Here is a 16329-nt window from a genome sequence, read left to right on the forward strand (position 1 = left end):
CCGAATATGCGCAACAAATGGATCCCAAACGACCACTTCGACCACACGGTGTAGCTGTCATTGCACAAAGCGTTATTCTCTCCTGGATGCACGTCACCACGCGTCCCGCTCGAACGGACGCTTCGGCGAGTGCTCTCCGCGCAGGCGGAGGTGATCCGTCCACAGTTCTGCCTCTGGGAGTCCCGTGTACCCACCCGTCCGGAACGACGCGCCTGCACCCTCCCGCCCGTCGTCCGTGCCCCTGCGCCCCCGCACCGGCCTTCGCGGCCGACCGACCGCCGAGCGGCAGATCTCCACCGGCCTGGACCTGTTGCGCACCCTGCTCCGCAGCCAGCTCGTCGCCTCCCCCCAACTCGCGCCGGCCGGAGGATCGTTCGGCCAGCCGCAACCGGCCGGCCTGGCGCTGCGCACCACCGCCGCCGGCTCGGCCGGCACCGGCTCGCGCGGCCGCACCGGCAGCACCGGCACCGGCCGGGGCCGTACCCGGACCGCACCCAGCCCCGGCTACGAGTCCGAGCACAACCCGATCATGGAGCTGGTCGAGCGGGCCCAGGCCGGCGAGAGCGAGGCCTTCGGCCGGCTCTACGACCACTACGCGGACACCGTCTACCGGTACATCTACTACCGGGTCGGCAGCCGGGCCACCGCCGAGGACCTCACCAGTGAGACCTTCCTGCGCGCCCTGCGCCGGATCGGCACCTTCACCTGGCAGGGCCGGGACTTCGGGGCCTGGCTGGTCACCATCGCCCGCAACCTGGTCGCCGACCACTTCAAGTCCAGCCGCTTCCGGCTGGAGGTCACCACCGGCGAGATGCTCGACTCCAACGAGTGCGAGCGCAGCCCGGAGGAGTCGGTGCTGGAGTCGCTCTCCAACGCGGCCCTGCTGGACGCGGTGCGCCGGCTCAACCCGCAGCAGCAGGAGTGCGTCACCCTCCGCTTCCTGCAGGGGCTCTCGGTGGCCGAGACGGCCCGGATCATGGGCAAGAACGAGGGCGCCATCAAGACCCTCCAGTACCGGGCCGTCCGCACCCTGGCCCGGCTGCTCCCGCCCGACGCGCGATGAGCCGGGCCGAGGACGGCCCCGGCGCCATACGCCCCGGCGGCCCGTCACCGTTCGCGCCCGGCCGACACGTCAGGGTGAACGGTCGGTCCGATGATCAGCCGTGCGTAACCGACCGCCCGTACCGCTCGTTGGCCAGCGTGCAAGTCCCCACCGGGCCCACGGTCAAGTCGAATTGTGGCCTATCACCCGATGGAGTGGCTTTGGCCAGCCGGGGCAACCGTCCGGCGGGCCGGGGTGTCGACAACGACGAAGGGAGGTGTGGCCCGTGACGGCAAACGTGCTTGAGCACCGGCGGGCGAAGGCCTTCGCCGAGGCGCTGGAGGCCCACCAGGCGGAGCAACGCGCTGCGGCCGACGGCCAACCGGACAACACCGCCGCCACCGGCGCCGGTCCGGTCGCGATGGCCGAACTGGTCGGTCTGACCGACGCACTGGGGGCGCTGCCCGGGCCGGTGCTGGACCGGGAGGTCCACACGGTCCAACGCGCCCAGCTGATGGCCGCGTTCGAGCAGGCCTTCGCCGGCGGGACGGGCGCCCAGGTGCCCCGTCAGCGCCGCCACCGGGTGATCCGGACGGCGCCGCGCGGCCGCTGGAGCCGCCGGTTCGCGATCGGCGGACTGGTCGCCGGGCTCGCCGTCGGCAGCCTGGCCGGCGCCGCCGCGGCCAGCTCCAACGCCGTCCCCGGGGACGGCCTGTACGGCCTCAAACGCGGACTGGAAGGGCTCCGGCTGGACTTCGCGGGCTCCGACTCCGAACGCGGCGAACTGCTGCTGGACAACGCGGCCACCCGGCTCGGCGAGGCCAAGACCCTGGTCGGCCGCACCGGCCCGGCCGGCGCCCTCAGCCCGGCCACCGTCGACCAGGTCCGCCGCGCCCTGGACGACATGCACGCCGACGCCCTCAAGGGCCGCGAGCTGCTGCGCTCGGTCTACCGCAGCAACGGCTCGCTCGACCCGATGCGGGCCCTGGCCGGCTTCGCCCACGACGAGGACGGCCGGTGGAGCGAGCTCCAGGGCAGGCTGCCCGTCCAGCTGACCCGGCAGGCCGACCTGGTGAACCGGCTCTTCGACGACATAAGCGAGGACGTCGCGCCCCTGCGCCTGGTCCTGCCCTCCGCCCAGAGCGGTGGCAAGGCCGGCTCCGGAGCGGGCGGCGGCTCGTCCGACTCGACCGGCGGCCCCTCCGCCGGCGTCCCCGGTACCGGCTCCGGCAGCACCGCCGGCACCGGCCAGGCCCCGGGCTCCGGCGCCGCCGGCAACCACCCCGGCGCCACCGAGCACGCCCCGGCCAACCCCGGCTCCGGCGCCTCCGGTAAGGGCGGAGTCCTGCCGGACACCCTGCCCAGCAGCGCCCCGGACGCCGTCAACGGCCTGGTCGGCGGCCTCACCAACGGGCTCACCGGCACCAGGCCCTCGCCGAGCGCCGACGCGGCCCCGGCGCAGGCACCGCAGTCGGCCGCGCCCAGTGCCCCCGACGCGGCCCAGCCGCAGGGCGTCGAGGTGCCCCCGCTGCTCCCGGACCTGCTGCCCGGGCTGCGCATCCTGGGCGGCTGACCCCGAGGACCGCGAGGGCCCGGCGGAGTGCGATATCCGCCGGGCCCTCGCTGCGCCCCGGGGCGCTCGGGAAGGCACCGTCAGAAGAACACCGAACGCCGCTGCACCAGCAGTTGGTAGAGGGTGTGCTGGATGGTCTCGCGCACCTCGTCGGCCAGGTCGAAGACCAGCATCGGGTCGTCCGCCGCCTCCGCCGGGTAGCTGTCGGTGGCGATCGGCTCGCCGAAGCGGATCGTCCACTTGGTCGGCAGCGGCAGCATCCCGAGCGGGCCCAGCCAGGGGAAGGTCGGGGTCACCGGCACGTACGGCAGGCCCAGCAGCCGGGCCAGCGTCTTCACGTTGCCGATCATCGGGTAGGTCTCCTCGGCCCCGACGATCGAACAGGGCACGATCGGCACCCCCGCCCGCAGCGCCGAGGAGACGAAGCCGCCGCGGCCGAAGCGCTGGAGCTTGTAGCGCTCGGAGAACGGCTTGCCGATCCCCTTGAAGCCCTCCGGCCAGACCCCGACCACCTCGCCGCGCTCCAGCAGCGCCTGGGCGTCCTCGTTGCAGGCCAGCGTGTGACCGGCCTTGCGGGCCAGCTCGTTGACGCCGGGCAGCACGAAGACCAGGTCGGCGGCGAGCATCCGCAGGTGCCGCCGGGCGGGGTGGTGGTCGTGGATGACCACCTGGGTCATCAGGGCGTCCAGCGGGATCGTCCCGGAGTGGTTGGCGACGACCAGGGCGCCGCCCTCGGCCGGGATGTTCTCCACGCCCTGGACGTCGATCCGGAAGTACTTCTCGGCCAACGGGCGCAGCAGCGAGAGCAGCACCTCCTCGGTGAGCTCCCGGTCGAAGCCGAACTCGTCCACCTCGTAGTCGCCGGTCACCCGGCGGCGCAGGAAGGCCAGGCCCTCGGCGGCGCGGCCCTCCCAGCCCTTGCCGAACAGCCGGGTGGCGGCCGGGCCGAGCGGCCCGGACAGCGCCCCGCCGACGGCCGCCGCGAACCGGTCGGCCAGTCTCGGCCCTTCGGGCGAGGTCCAGCTGGGGGCGGACTCGATCGGGATGACCTTGGCCTCGCCCGGCGCGTTCTCGGCTGCGGCACTCATCGCGGGTTCAGCTCCTCGGTCTGCGGGGGCGGTTCGGTACGGTGTCCGGTCCGGCGGGCGGCCCGGCGTCAGGTCCGGCGGGCGGCCCGGTGGGTGCGGCGCCTTCCGGGCCGAGCAGGGCGGTCAGCCGGTCGGTGACGGCGGCCAGCCGCTCGGGCGGGAGCAGGCCCGGGCCCTCGGCGGCGGCGAAGTCGGCGAAGGCCTCCGGAGTGCTGAACGCCGGGCGGTAGCCGAAGGTGTCGCGCAGCCGCGCGGTGTCCACCACCCGGCCGTGGGTGAGCAGCCGCAGCTGCTCGGGCGAGACGTCCACCAGCCGGGTCTGCCGGGCCAGCACGGCCATCCAGCTGACCGCGGGCAGCAGCAGCGGCAGAGTGGGCCGGCCGAGCCGGCGGGCGCACTGGGAGAGCAGCAGGACGCCCTCCCCCGCCACGTTGAAGGTCCCGGTGTTGACGGTGCCCGGCACGGGCTCGTCGGCGGCCCGGCAGAGCACCGCGACGGCGTCGTCCTCGTGCACGAACTGCAGCCGCGGGTCGTAGCCGAGGACGGTCGGCAGCACCGGCAGCGCGAAGTACTCGCTGAGCGGGGTGTCCGCGTGCGGGCCGACGATGTTGGCGAAGCGCAGCACCGTCACCGCGACGTCCGGGCGGCGCCGGGCGAAGCCGCGCACGTAGCCCTCGACCTCCGCCGCGTCCTTGGCGAAGCCGCCGCCGGGCGGGTCCTTGGGCTGCATCCGCTCGCTGAACACCGCCGGGTCGCGGGGCGCGGAGCCGTACACGCCGGTGGTGGACTTCACCACCAGCCGGCGCACCCCCGGGGCCTTCTGGCAGGCGCCGAGCAGCTGCATGGTGCCGATCACGTTGGACTCCTTCACCGCGGAGCGGTTGGTGGAGCCCAGGCCGGTGGCGCTGACGCTGAGGTGCACGACGGTGTCCACCCGGTGCTCGGCGAGCACCCGGGAGAGCGCCGGACGGCGCAGGTCGAGCTGGTGGAAGCGGTACGGGGCGGCCGGTCCGGCCGGCTCCTCGGGCGGCAGCCGGGGCGGCTGCACGTCCACGCCGACCACCAGGTCCACGCCCGGCCGGCGGCGGACCTCGGCGACGAACCGGGCACCGAGATGGCGTGCCACGCCGGTGACGAGCACGACCACACCCACGGTGCTGCACCCCATTCCCTCGACCCGAGCGGCCTGCGTGCACCGTACCGCGCCGCCCCACCGGGCTGTGAAACGACACCGCCCGCCCAGGCCACGACGGGCCTGGACGGGCGGTGGAAGCGCTGGGCGCGCTAGGCGCGGCCGGGGCGCTTACTTCTTGTTGCGACGCTGAACGCGAGTCCGCTTCAGAAGCTTGCGGTGCTTCTTCTTGGCCATACGCTTGCGACGCTTCTTGATGACAGAGCCCACGGAACAACCCTCGCTCACTGAGACTCTCGCCCGTGAGAGACGGAGTCCATACGACTGACGTGAGGGCCTAGCCTACCTTCCGGTTGCCCGGGGCTGTAAATCGCGCCCCCGGCAGCCGGAGAACTCGGGGGAAATCCCCGGCGAACGGGTGTGGGGCCCACCGGAGTGGACCCCGCACCCGCGCGCCGCCGCTACGCGCTTTCGAGCCGCACGTAGGACTCCTTGAGGTACTCGTGCACCGCCTGCTGGGGCACCCGGAAGGACCGTCCGACCCGGATGGCCGGCAGCTCTCCGCTGTGCACCAGCCGGTACACCGTCATCTTGGACACCCGCATGACCGCGGCGACCTCCGCCACGGTCAGGAAGACGACTTCCTGAAGGGGGCGCTCGACGGAACTCATGACCATCACCCGACCCTTACCCGTGTGCAAGGCACCGGCTTCCCCTCCGGTGACTCCACCGGCACACGTGTATCCCCAGAGTAGTTATGGGTGGTACCAGTGGGAAGAGGGGAAGTGCAGTCCTCGTACGGTGGGAGATAGGACTGTTGCAGTACGTAGCCACTCGGCTGATGGCACCGCCCGGCGTACGCACGGCCCTGGTGGGCGGGGCCGGGGCGGTGCCGGGGCGGCGGGTTCAGGCCAGTAGTCCGTGCTGGGGGAACACCGCTCGGCGGGTGGCGAGGATGGCCTGATCGAGCCGGTCGGCCGGATCGTAACCCGATTCGAAGTCGCGCCAGGCCGGGCGGGCGCCGTCGGTCATCCGCAGCGGGGCCGGGCGGCGGGTGCGGCGGTAGACCTCGGCGCGCCAGGACTCGGGGGTCTCGGCGGCCGGGTCGACGGGCCGGCCGGCGGCGGTGGCGACCAGGTGGGTCCAGGTGCGCGGGACGACGTCGACCACCGCGTAGCCGCCCCCGCCGGTGGCCAGCCAGCGGCCGCCGGCGTACCGGTGGGCGAGGTCGTGCAGCGCCTCGGCGATCACCCGCTGGGCGTCCACGGTGACGGCGAAGTGGGCGAGCGGGTCCTCCAGATGGGTGTCGGCGCCGTGCTGGGTGACCAGGACCTGTGGCCGGAACGCGTCGAGCAGTTCGGGCACCAGGGCGTGGAAGGCGCGCAGCCAGCCGGAGTCGCCGGTGCCCGCGGGCAGCGGCAGGTTGGCGGCGGAGCCGGGGGCGTCCTCGCCGCCGGTCTCGGTCGACCAGCCGGTCTGCGGGAAGAGCGTGGCGGGGTGCTCGTGCAGCGAGACGGTGAGCACCCGGGGGTCGTTCCAGAACGCCGCCTGGACGCCGTCGCCGTGGTGGACGTCCACGTCGACGTAGGCGATCCGCTCGGCGCCGAGTTCGAGCAGCCGGGCGATGGCCAGCGCCGGGTCGTTGTAGACGCAGAAGCCGGAGGCCTTGCCGGGCATCGCGTGGTGCAGCCCGCCGGTGAAGTTGACGGCGTGCGGGGTCTCGCCGTGCCAGACCGCCTCGGCGGCGGCCACGGACTGGCCGGCGATCAGCGCGGAGGCGGAGTGGATGGCCGGGAAGGACCAGGTGTCGTCGGTGCCGAGGCCGTGCAGCGGGTCGGAGCGCTCGGGGTGGGCGGCGGCGTCGCGGACCGCCTCGATGTACTCCCGGGTGTGCACCAGCCGGAGGGTGGAGTCCCCGGCGGGCGGCGCGGAGCGGACGGTGACCCCGGGTCCGGTGCTCAGTCCGAGTGACTCGACCAGGCGCATGGTGAGGGCCAGCCGGGCCGGGTCCATCGGGTGGCCGGGGCCGAAGTCGTAGGCGGCGACGGCCTCGTCCCAGAAGAGGTGCAGGCCGCAGGGGGTGTCACGCTCGGCTTCGGGCATGGCCTCCACCGTAGTGGGTGGCGGTGGCCGGGCGGTGGCCAGGGCGTGCCGGGGCAGCGCTCCCGGGAGCGGTCGGACGGCCGGTGGCGACGAGGCCGCGGAAGTTGTGGGGCAGCTGTGGAGACGGGTGTCGAGGCGGTGCAGACAAACCCCCCGTGACTCCATATCCTCTCCGCCATGAAGCCATTCAGCGTGCAACGCCTTGGGGTAATTCTCGCTGCAATACTGGGATTTGGCGTGTTCTTCGCCGCCCAGCCGGCCTCCGCCGCGGTCAGCGGCACCGCCTTCGCGGTCGACAAGCCGACGGCGAAGGCGGGAGACCAGCTGACCCTGACGCTGTCCCTCACCAACTCCGAGGACAGCCCCATCTACTTCGCCTACGAGGCCGTCCAGCCGACCTGGCCGGCCAACGCGCAGGCCGGAGCGTTCACCATCACCGGCTGCACCGGGGACACCTCCGACTGCGCGTTCAACGGGAACAGTGCCAACTTCCACTTCAACGCGCCGATCGCGCCGGGGGCGACGAAGAGCGTCACGCTCACCGTCAAGATCACCGACACCCCGTCGTGGGGCACCGCGCCGTACACGCTGAACTGGGCACCGTACGTCTACTACGAGTTCGGCCAGGTGGGCGGCACCACCGCGGCCAAGGACCAGGGCTGGACCTACGGGCTGCCCGAGCTCCAGACCGTGATCGGCTGACCCTGCCCCCCGTCCCGCCGACCGCCCCCGCCGTCACCCGACGGCGGGGGCCTCGGCCGGTGCCGGGACCGGAGCCGGGGCGAAGCGGTCGGCCAACGGCAGCACGGCGAGCACCAGCAGCATCGGGGCGAGCAGCGCCCAGCGGTACGAGCTCGCGTCCGCGATCGCCCCGACCAGCGGCGAACCGACCAGGAACCCCACGTAGTTGAAGAGGTTGAGCCGGGCCACCGCGGCGTCCGAGTCGGCCGGGAAGAGTCGGCCGCCGGCCGCGAACACCTGCGGGATGATCGCGCAGATACCGAAGCCCAGCACGGTGAAGCCGGCGATGCCCGCCCAGGCGGCGGGCGCCACCGCGGCCAGCCCGAAGCCGAGCGCGGCCAGCGCGGCGCCGGCGCGGACCACCGGGACGGCGCCGAAGCGCTGCACCGCGCGGTCGCCCAGCGCGCGGCCGAGCAGCATCGCGACCATGTAGCCCAGGTAGGAGAGCTTGGCGAGGTCCTCCCGGCTGCCCAGCCCGTCGGTGAGGTACTTGACGCTGTAGTTGGAGACCGAGGAGTCCGCGATGTACGCGAAGGCCATCGCCAGGCAGAGCGGCAGCAGCGGACGCCAGGGGACGGACCGGGCCGCCGCCTCGGCGGCCTCCCGGACGGCGTCGCCGAGTTCGGCCGGACCGGCGAGGAAGGTGCCGGTCAGCAGGGCGAGCGGGGCGATCACCGCGGCAGCCGTGCCGAACAGCACCGGCAGCCCGAGGTCGTAGTGCGAGCCGAGGCCCGCCAGGGCCGCGCCGAGGATCCCGCCGAGGCTGAACGCGGCATGGAAGCCGATCATGATCGAGCGGCCGTAGCGGTGCTGGAGCCCCACCCCGAGCATGTTCATACTGGCGTCCAGCGCGCCCACCAGCAGCCCGAACGCGCCCAGCGCCAGGGCGAGTTGCCACAGCGCGCCGCCCAGACCGACGGCCGCCAGGCTGAGACAGACGGCGGGCTGGACCACCCGCAGCACGGCCCGCGCGCCGGTGCGCCTCACCAGCCGCTCGGAGGCGATGGAACCGACCCCGGCCAGGACCGGCACCGCGGCCAGGAAGACCGGCAGCAGCCCGTCGCCCAGCCCGTACCGGTGCTGGATCTCCGGGATGCAGGTGACCAGCAGGGCGAAGGTGGCGCCCTGGAGCAGGAAGCCGACGGCGAGCGCGGCCCGCCCGGCGCGCAGGCCGGGCGGGATCTGGGGCGGTGCGGCACTCAAGCGGACCTCCACGCGGACTCCGGACGGACCTCACCACCCCGCTACCGACCGGTAGGACGATGTTGGCGAGAGCGTAGGGGCTGCGCCGCGATTCCGGGAGGGGTCGCGCAGGGTCACTTCCCGCCGGAGGCCAGCTCCCGGGAGCGGTCGCGGGCGGCTTCCAGGGCGCCGAGCAGCGCGGCCCGCACCCCGTGGTTCTCCAGCTCGCGGATCGCCGCGATGGTGGTGCCCGCCGGGGAGGTCACCGCCTCGCGCAGCTTCACCGGGTGCTCGCCGGAGTCGCGCAGCATCACCGAGGCGCCGATCGCGGACTGCACGATCAGGTCGTGCGCCACCTGCCGGGGCAGCCCGAGCAGGATCCCGGCGTCGGTCATCGCCTCGACCAGGAAGTAGAAGTAGGCCGGGCCGGAGCCGGACAGCGCGGTGGCCGCGTCCTGCTGGGACTCGGGCAGCCGCAGCGCCTTGCCGACCGAGCTGAAGATCTCCTCGGCGCGCACCAGGTGCTCCTCGCCGGCGTGCGAGCCGGCCGAGATGACGCTCATCCCCTCGTCCACCAGGACCGGGGTGTTGGGCATCACCCGGACCACCGGGGTGCCCGCCGCCAGCCGCTCCTCGAACCAGGCGGTGGGGATGCCGGCCGCCGCCGAGATCACCAGCCGGTCCGCGCCGACGTGCGGGGCCAGCTCCTCCAGCAGGGTGCCCATGTCCTGCGGCTTGACGGCGAGGATCAGGGTGTCGGCGAGCTTGGCGGCCTCGGCGTTGGAGACGGCCACCACGCCGTAGCGGGCGGCGAGTTCGACGGCACGCTCGGGGCGGCGGGCGGTCACCAGGACGTCGGCCGGGTCCTTGCCGGCCCGCAGCAGACCGGAGAGCAGGGCCTCGCCGATCTTGCCGGTGCCCAGGAAGGCGATCTTCTGTCCGTGTGCTGCGCTGCTGCCCATGGTCCGCTCCTTGCCTCGGTACTGCGGCCATCCTCGCACCGCCCGGCGGCGTGCGCGGGGACCGTCCGCTCCGTGGTCGCCGCGCGCCCGGACGGCCCTGCCCCGGGCGTCCGGCCCGCTCCGAACGGCCCTGCCCCTAGGGCGTGCCCGGGGAGAATCTCGGGGGTTTCCCCTATGGCCTCGGCGCTCCGGCGGGCGCACCGTGGAGCCATGGCACACGACGAGATGTCCCGACGTGAGAACCGGCAACTCGCGGTCGCCTCGGCGACCGTGGGCCCGTGGCGGACCGCCGCGGGGGTCGGTGCGGTGGTGGGGGCGACGACCCTGGGGATCGAGGCGATCTCCGGGAACTGGTCGCTGAGCATGCTGGCCTCACCGGCCGGCTGGGGCCTGTTCTTCTTCTTCCTGGTCGGCACCGTCGGCGGCCGGCTGCGGCACGACACCGCAGACCGGCGACTGCGCCGCTGGGCGAACGAGCACCCGTGGCAGTCGGCCCTCCCGGCGGCCGGGGGCCTGCTGGCGCTGAACACCCTGGCCCAGCTGTTCCTCGGCGACGAGGGCCTGTTCGGCGCCTTCTTCATCTCGCTGCTGCCGGCCGGCCTGCTGCTGGCGATCGCCGGGGTGGTCGGCTCGGTCAAGCAGGCCCGCGGCAAGGGCTGAGCGGTTCGGAGCGGGCCGGCAACGGAGCGGTTCCGGACGAAACGGGGTGAACCGCCTGCCGGTCCGCACGAGTTCACCATCCGACGTGCCCCCGATCCGCGCATCGTCACCCCCCGTCGTCATACTGGCGCGATGCCGATTGCCGAAGATCCGGAACCGCGCCCCCGCCGGGGCGACGAGCCGGGCGGGTCCGACCCGTCCGGGACGGGCGAGAAGGACCCGTTCGCCGACCTCGTCCTGGACGAGGAGTTCGTCCGCAGCGCCACCGTCAAGGAGCAGAGCGGGCGCACCCGCATGCTGTCCGCCCGGTGGAAGCACACCCCGCCGGTCGATCCGGGCGGCCGCCGCTCGGTCAACGACGGCCCCCGGCCCAAGCGCCGGTTCGGGCGCGGGCCCAAGCCCCCGGCGCTCGACGCGTGGGGCGCCCCGCGCCCGCGTCGCCGCGAGTGGCGCGCACCGCTGTTCGTGAGCCTGACCGTCGTCCTGGTGCTCGCCGCGCTGAACCTCGGCGGGCTGCGCGACTGGTACGCGGACCACTACGGCGAGGGCTCCTCCCCCTCGGCCGCCGCCCCCGTACCGACCGTCGCCCCGGAGACGGCCAAACCGACCTCGGCACCGCCGGCCGCCCCGGCCGACCAGCCGACCGTCGACCACCCCTGGAAGGGCTCGCCCGCCGAGGGCTGGCCGAACAGCCTGGAGGCCTTCGAGCTGCCCCCGGCCAAGGCCGTCGGCGTCTTCTCGGCCGAAGAGGTCGCCGCCCAGCTCCAGTCCGTCAAGGCCTACCTGACGGCCGCCAACCTCGACCCCCAGGTGATCGCGGGCGCCCGGCCGGAGGCCGCCCTGGCGATGCTCGACTCCCAGGACCGGGCCTCCGCCGCGGCCGCCCTCGACCACCCCGGCAAGGACGCAGACCCGACCAGCTGGTTCGCCCGCTTCAACCCGCGCGAGGCGGCCCTGGTCGGCGGCACCGTCAAGGTCCAGGGCCGGATCGGCTTCGAGGAGGACGGCGACCGGGGCGTGCTGGTGCACACCGACTTCACCTTCGTCTACCCGTTGCAGCCGGGCCCGGACGCGGAGAAGCTGGCCTCGTCCCGCCGTCGCGCGCCGGACACCGCACCGGGCGGCACCGCCAAGCCGGTCGGCCTGGTCGCCCCGGCCTCCGACAACACCGGCAGCACCTGGACGACCCGCACCATCATCCGCAAGGTCGACGACTTCCGCTTCTACGACCCGAAGCGCTACAAGGTCGAGGCGAGGAAGCTGGTGTTCGCCAAGACCCAGTGGGACGCCGGCAACAGCGCCTGCGACGTCCACGACGGCTTCCTGCACCCGCGGTTCGAGCAGTTCACGGCCCACGACCCCGCGCCCACCGGACCGACCAGCGACCCGTACGACCGGAGCAGGGACATCGCGCCGGACGGGCAGTGCGGCATCGTCAGCCGTACGTAGGGCGCGTCCACGGGAGGCGTCAGCGCTTGCGCTTGGCCCGGCCCGGCGCCTTGGCGTCGGGCCGGCGGCTGCGGCCCGCCTGGCGCTTCTCGTACTGGGCGACGGCCCGCTCGTAGGCGGCCCGGTTGACCGCCTCGCCGGGGGCCTCCACCAGGCTGCGGGCGAAGTAGGCGAGCAGCGAGCCGGCTCCGCCGATCAGCCAGACCGCGCCGAGCGACCTGTCCTCGGCCATCCAGCCGGTGAGCTGGTCCTTGCCCTCGGTGAGCACCTTCCAGGTGCGCCGCACGGCCATCATCGAGCAGACCGCGATGGCGGCGGTCAGCAGCCCGTTGAGGAAGGTGCCGTTGTCGGAGAGGGCGATGCCCTCGACGCCGAAGCGCAGCAGCAGCACCACGGCGGCCGCCGCGACCAGGGCGCCGACCGACACCGCGACCCGGCGCGGCCAGTAGCCGTTGTCCCGGTTCAGCCAGCTGGTGCCGAACCAGCGCAGGGGCTCCGGCTCGGGGGCGCCGACGGGAGTGGGGGCGGGGGTGGGGGGCTGCTCGCTCACGCCGTCGATTATCACCCGGCCGCCCCGAACGGCGGAGGAGCCGTCCCGCGCTGCGGGACGGCTCCTCCTCGGTCCGGTACGGGCTCGACCTGGTCGGTACGGGCTCAGCCGAGCTTGGACACGTCGCGGACGGCGCCCTTGTCGGCGGAGGTGGCCATCGCGGCGTAGGCGCGCAGGGCCTGGCTGACCTGGCGGTCGCGGTTCTTCGGCCGGTAGCCGCCCGCGGCCTCCAGCGCGCGGCGGCGCTCGGCCAGGACCTCGTCCGGGACCTCCAGGGAGATCCGGCGGCCGGGGATGTCGATGGCGATGGTGTCACCGTCCTCGACCAGCGCGATGGTGCCGCCGGAGGCCGCCTCCGGGGAGGCGTGGCCGATCGACAGGCCCGAGGTGCCGCCGGAGAAGCGGCCGTCGGTGACCAGCGCGCAGGCCTTGCCCAGGCCCCGGCCCTTCAGGAAGGAGGTCGGGTAGAGCATCTCCTGCATGCCCGGGCCGCCCTTGGGCCCCTCGTAGCGGATGACGACGACGTCGCCCTCCTTGATCCGCTTGGCGAGGATCGCCTCGACCGCGTCCTCCTGGGACTCGACCACGACGGCCGGGCCGCTGAAGGTCCAGATCGACTCGTCCACGCCGGCGGTCTTCACGATGCAGCCGTCCTCGGCGAGGTTGCCGTACAGCACGGCCAGGCCGCCCTCGACCGAGTAGGCGTGCTCGACACTACGGATGCAGCCCTTGGCGGCGTCGGTGTCCAGCGACTCCCAGCGCTCGGACTGCGAGAAGGCCTCGGCCGAGCGGACGCAGCCGGGGGCGGCGTGCCACAGCTCGACGGCCTCGGCGGAGGGCGAACCGCCGCGCACGTCCCAGGTCTTGAGCCACTCGGCGAGCGAGTCGGCGTGCACGGTGTGGACGTCCTCGTTGAGCAGCCCGCCCCGGTACAGCTCGCCCAGGATGGCCGGGATGCCGCCGGCCCGGTGCACGTCCTCCATGTAGTACGAACCGTTCGGCGCCACCTTGGACAGGCAGGGCACCTTGCGGGAGACCGCGTCGATGGCCCGCATGTCGAAGTCCAGCTCGGCCTCCTGGGCGGCGGCGAGCAGGTGCAGGATGGTGTTGGTCGAGCCGCCCATGGCGATGTCCAGGGCCATGGCGTTCTCGAAGGCGGCGCGGGTGGCGATCGAGCGCGGGAGGACGGAGTCGTCGTCCTGGCCGTAGTGGCGGTTCGCGATCTCGACGACGGTCCGGCCGGCGTTCTCGTAGAGGGCGCGGCGGGCGGTGTGGGTGGCGAGCACCGAGCCGTTGCCGGGCAGCGAGAGGCCGATCGCCTCGGTCAGGCAGTTCATCGAGTTGGCGGTGAACATGCCGGAGCACGAGCCGCAGGTGGGACAGGCGTTCTCCTCGATGATCGCGATGTCCTCGTCGGAGACGTTCTCGTTGACCGCCTGGGAGATCGCGTCGACCAGGTCGAGCTTGCGCACGGTGCCGTCGACCAGGGTGGCCTTGCCGGCTTCCATCGGGCCGCCGGAGACGAAGACGGTCGGGATGTTCAGGCGCAGCGCGGCCATCAGCATGCCCGGGGTGATCTTGTCGCAGTTGGAGATGCAGATCAGGGCGTCCGCGCAGTGGGCGTTGACCATGTACTCGACCGAGTCGGCGATCAGGTCGCGCGAGGGCAGCGAGTAGAGCATGCCGCCGTGGCCCATCGCGATGCCGTCGTCGACGGCGATGGTGTTGAACTCGCGCGGGATGCCGCCCGCCTGCTTGATCGCCTCGGAGACGATCCGGCCGACCGGCTGGAGGTGGGTGTGGCCGGGGACGAACTCGGTGAAGGAGTTGGCGACCGCGATGATCGGCTTGCCGAAGTCCTCGCGGGCTACGCCGGCCGCCCGGAGAAGCGCCCGGGCGCCTGCCATGTTGCGACCGTGGGTGACCGTACGGGACCTCAGCTCGGGCACTGTGCTCCACTCCTTCGGGGCTCTCGCCGGCGCCCCGCTGCTGGGAGGGTTCGGGGGCCGCTGTGGGTACCGAGCCTACGCCCGCGGTCCGGCCGGCGGACGGCCCGTCCGCGATGCGGGCAGGCGGCGGGGCGGGTCGGTGGGCCGTCGGGTGCGGGCGGGCCGGCGGGCCGGCGGGCCGGCGGGGTGCCGGGGTGACGGGCGGGCGGCGTGTCCGCGATGCGGGCGGGCGGCGGGCCGGCGGGGTGACGAGGTAGCGGGCTGGCGGCGTCAGTGCTGCTTGACGGCCACGGTGAGGTCGAGGACGAACGGCTCGACCACGGTGCCGTCCGGGAACGCGTCGTACATGGCCTCCCGTTCGGCGGCCAGCACCGGTGCGCGCTCCTCGGGGTCGAGCGAGGCCAGGTAGGAGCGGGAGGTGAGGTCGGTGAGCACGTGGTCGACCGGGACCCGCCGCTCCCAGCGCAGCGCCGTCCGCTCGACCGCGAGGCCGGCCGGGGCGAAGTGGCCGATGTGCCCGGAGATCCCGCCGTAGCCGTGGTAGCGGTCGGGCAGGGCGGCGGCCATCCGCTCGCTCCTGGCCCGGATCCACGGCACGGTCTCGTCGTACACGTTCCACCAGGCGGCGACGGCGCCGCCGGGCCGCAGCACCCGGATCGCCTCGGGGACGGACTTCTCGGGGTACGTCCAGTGGAAGGCCTGGGCGTAGGTGACCAGGTCGGCGGAGTCGTCGTGGAAGGGCAGGTCGTCACCGGTGCCCCGGACCACCGGCAGCGCGGGCGAGGACGTCAGGAACCGCGCGGCCATGCCGGGACTGGGCTCGACGGCGACGACGTCCGCGCCCCGGGCGGCCAGCAGCCGGGTGGCGATGCCGGTGCCGGCGCCGACGTCCAGCACCCGGGCGCCGTCGAGCCCCCGGCCCCAGAGCCGCTCCAGCGCGTCGAACATCTCGTCGGGGTAGCCGGGGCGGCCACGCTCGTACTCGGCGGCGACCCCGCCGAAGCTCACGGCGGCCTCGCGGTAGTTCCGACCCTCCGCCATGCCGCCCCCTCCGTACGGAAGTTCGGGCTCGGACGGGCCCGACGGCTCAGCGTACGCGCGAGGGGGTGGCCAGGTGCAAGCGGGTGAAGGCGAGGGCCTCGGCCAGATCGGCCTCGCGTTCGGTGGGGGACGCGGCGCGCCTGGTGTTGACCTCCAGCACCACGTGGCCGTCGAAGCCGGTGCGGGCGAGGTGCTCCAGCAGCTCCGCGCAGGGCTGCTTGCCGCGGCCGGGGATCAGGTGCTCGTCCTTGCCGGAGCCACTGCCGTCGGCCAGGTGGACGTGGGCGAGCCGGTCGCCCATCCGCTCGACCATGGCGAAGGTGTCGATCCTGGAGGTGGCGGCGTGCGAGAGGTCGATGGTGAAGTGCCGGTACTCCTCGTCGGTGACGTCCCAGCCGGGGGCGTACGCGAGCATCTCGCGGTCGCGGTAGCGCCACGGGTACATGTTCTCGACGGCGAAGCGGACGTCGGTCTCCCCCGCCATCCGGTTGATGCCCTCGACGAACTCCCGGGCGTACTGGCGCTGCCAGCGGAACGGCGGGTGGACGACCACGGCGCTGGCGCCGAGCTTCTCGGCCGCCGCCCGGGCCCGGACCAGCTTCGTCCACGGGTCGGTGCTCCACACCCGCTGGGTGATCAGCAGGCAGGGCGCGTGCACGGCCAGGATGGGGAGCTGGTGGGCGTCGGAGAGCCGGCGCAGGGCGTCGACGTCCTGGCTGACCGGGTCGTTCCAGACCATCACCTCGACCCCGTCGTAGCCGAGCTTGGCGGCCAGCTCGAACGCCACGGCGGTGCTCGCCGGGTACACCGAGGCGGTGGACAGCACCACCTTGGTGTCGGGGATGTGCAGGGCGGGG

Annotated in this window: 16 protein-coding genes; 5 read left to right on the plus strand and 11 right to left on the minus strand. The window is 73.7% G+C overall.

All coding sequences use genetic code 11. The features are described 5' to 3' along the window. The first annotated feature begins 235 nt into the window (after positions 1–235). Together ACZ7RU_RS08050 and ACZ7RU_RS08055 are read left to right on the plus strand one after the other, a co-directional pair. Positions 236–1063, plus strand: coding sequence for an ECF subfamily RNA polymerase sigma factor, BldN family (locus ACZ7RU_RS08050; protein ID WP_470340028.1), 828 nt, complete (start codon positions 236–238; stop codon positions 1061–1063). Positions 1064–1328: 265 nt separating this feature from the next. Beyond that, positions 1329–2615, plus strand: a complete 1287-nt coding sequence (locus ACZ7RU_RS08055) for a DUF5667 domain-containing protein (RefSeq protein WP_470340029.1) — start codon at positions 1329–1331, stop codon at positions 2613–2615. Positions 2616–2695: 80 nt separating this feature from the next. Here ACZ7RU_RS08055 and ACZ7RU_RS08060 read toward each other — a convergent pair whose 3' ends face one another. The 5 genes from ACZ7RU_RS08060 to ACZ7RU_RS08080 all read right to left on the minus strand — a co-directional run bounded on the left by ACZ7RU_RS08060 (position 2696) and on the right by ACZ7RU_RS08080 (position 6938). Then, the gene (locus tag ACZ7RU_RS08060) at positions 2696–3703 is read right to left on the minus strand and encodes a lysophospholipid acyltransferase family protein (protein ID WP_470340030.1); all 1008 of its coding nucleotides are present in this window, start codon (positions 3701–3703) and stop codon (positions 2696–2698) included. A gap of 7 nt (positions 3704–3710) precedes the next feature. Then, positions 3711–4856: an NAD-dependent epimerase/dehydratase family protein gene (locus tag ACZ7RU_RS08065; protein WP_470340031.1), complete on the minus strand. Its 1146-nt coding sequence runs from the start codon at positions 4854–4856 to the stop codon at positions 3711–3713. Positions 4857–5006: 150 nt separating this feature from the next. Then, the gene (locus ACZ7RU_RS08070; RefSeq protein ID WP_425311139.1) at positions 5007–5123 is read right to left on the minus strand and encodes a 30S ribosomal protein bS22; all 117 of its coding nucleotides are present in this window, start codon (positions 5121–5123) and stop codon (positions 5007–5009) included. Positions 5124–5296: 173 nt separating this feature from the next. Next, the gene (locus ACZ7RU_RS08075; protein ID WP_045699258.1) at positions 5297–5506 is read right to left on the minus strand and encodes a helix-turn-helix domain-containing protein; all 210 of its coding nucleotides are present in this window, start codon (positions 5504–5506) and stop codon (positions 5297–5299) included. A 235-nt stretch (positions 5507–5741) separates the two neighbouring features. Continuing rightward, positions 5742–6938 (minus strand): acetoin utilization protein AcuC, encoded by a 1197-nt coding sequence (locus tag ACZ7RU_RS08080; protein WP_470340032.1) that lies wholly within the window; start codon positions 6936–6938, stop codon positions 5742–5744. Between the two features lie 237 nt (positions 6939–7175). Between ACZ7RU_RS08080 and ACZ7RU_RS08085 the strand changes: the two genes are divergently transcribed. Beyond that, the gene (locus tag ACZ7RU_RS08085; RefSeq protein ID WP_470340033.1) at positions 7176–7640 is read left to right on the plus strand and encodes a hypothetical protein; all 465 of its coding nucleotides are present in this window, start codon (positions 7176–7178) and stop codon (positions 7638–7640) included. Positions 7641–7673: 33 nt separating this feature from the next. Here ACZ7RU_RS08085 and ACZ7RU_RS08090 read toward each other — a convergent pair whose 3' ends face one another. After that, positions 7674–8882 carry an MFS transporter gene (locus tag ACZ7RU_RS08090; RefSeq protein ID WP_470340034.1) on the minus strand — a complete coding sequence of 403 codons (1209 nt, stop codon included), beginning with the start codon at positions 8880–8882 and terminating at the stop codon, positions 7674–7676. Positions 8883–8995: 113 nt separating this feature from the next. Beyond that, the gene (proC, locus tag ACZ7RU_RS08095; protein ID WP_470340035.1) at positions 8996–9823 is read right to left on the minus strand and encodes a pyrroline-5-carboxylate reductase; all 828 of its coding nucleotides are present in this window, start codon (positions 9821–9823) and stop codon (positions 8996–8998) included. A gap of 210 nt (positions 9824–10033) precedes the next feature. On the opposite strand from proC, the gene ACZ7RU_RS08100 reads away from it, so the two are divergent. Both ACZ7RU_RS08100 and ACZ7RU_RS08105 read left to right on the plus strand, forming a co-directional pair. Next, positions 10034–10483, plus strand: coding sequence for a hypothetical protein (locus ACZ7RU_RS08100; protein WP_470340036.1), 450 nt, complete (start codon positions 10034–10036; stop codon positions 10481–10483). A gap of 132 nt (positions 10484–10615) precedes the next feature. Further along, positions 10616–11932, plus strand: coding sequence for an SCO2583/SCO2584 N-terminal domain-containing protein (locus ACZ7RU_RS08105; protein ID WP_470340037.1), 1317 nt, complete (start codon positions 10616–10618; stop codon positions 11930–11932). Positions 11933–11951: 19 nt separating this feature from the next. Here the strand turns inward: ACZ7RU_RS08105 and ACZ7RU_RS08110 are convergent, their stop codons facing one another. The 4 genes from ACZ7RU_RS08110 to ACZ7RU_RS08125 form a co-directional block, all read right to left on the minus strand. Further along, entirely contained in the window at positions 11952–12482 is a 531-nt protein-coding gene (locus tag ACZ7RU_RS08110) for a hypothetical protein (RefSeq protein WP_470340038.1), read from the minus strand. 104 nt (positions 12483–12586) lie between these two features. Next, positions 12587–14431, minus strand: coding sequence for a dihydroxy-acid dehydratase (gene ilvD, locus ACZ7RU_RS08115; RefSeq protein WP_470340039.1), 1845 nt, complete (start codon positions 14429–14431; stop codon positions 12587–12589). A gap of 270 nt (positions 14432–14701) precedes the next feature. Continuing rightward, positions 14702–15472 carry a class I SAM-dependent methyltransferase gene (locus ACZ7RU_RS08120; protein ID WP_470340040.1) on the minus strand — a complete coding sequence of 257 codons (771 nt, stop codon included), beginning with the start codon at positions 15470–15472 and terminating at the stop codon, positions 14702–14704. Positions 15473–15518: 46 nt separating this feature from the next. After that, on the minus strand, positions 15519–16322 hold the full coding sequence (locus ACZ7RU_RS08125) for a sugar phosphate isomerase/epimerase family protein (protein WP_470340226.1): 804 nt from the start codon (positions 16320–16322) through the stop codon (positions 15519–15521). Positions 16323–16329: the final 7 nt, after the last annotated feature.

The organism is Kitasatospora sp. NPDC114501 (assembly GCF_055633695.1).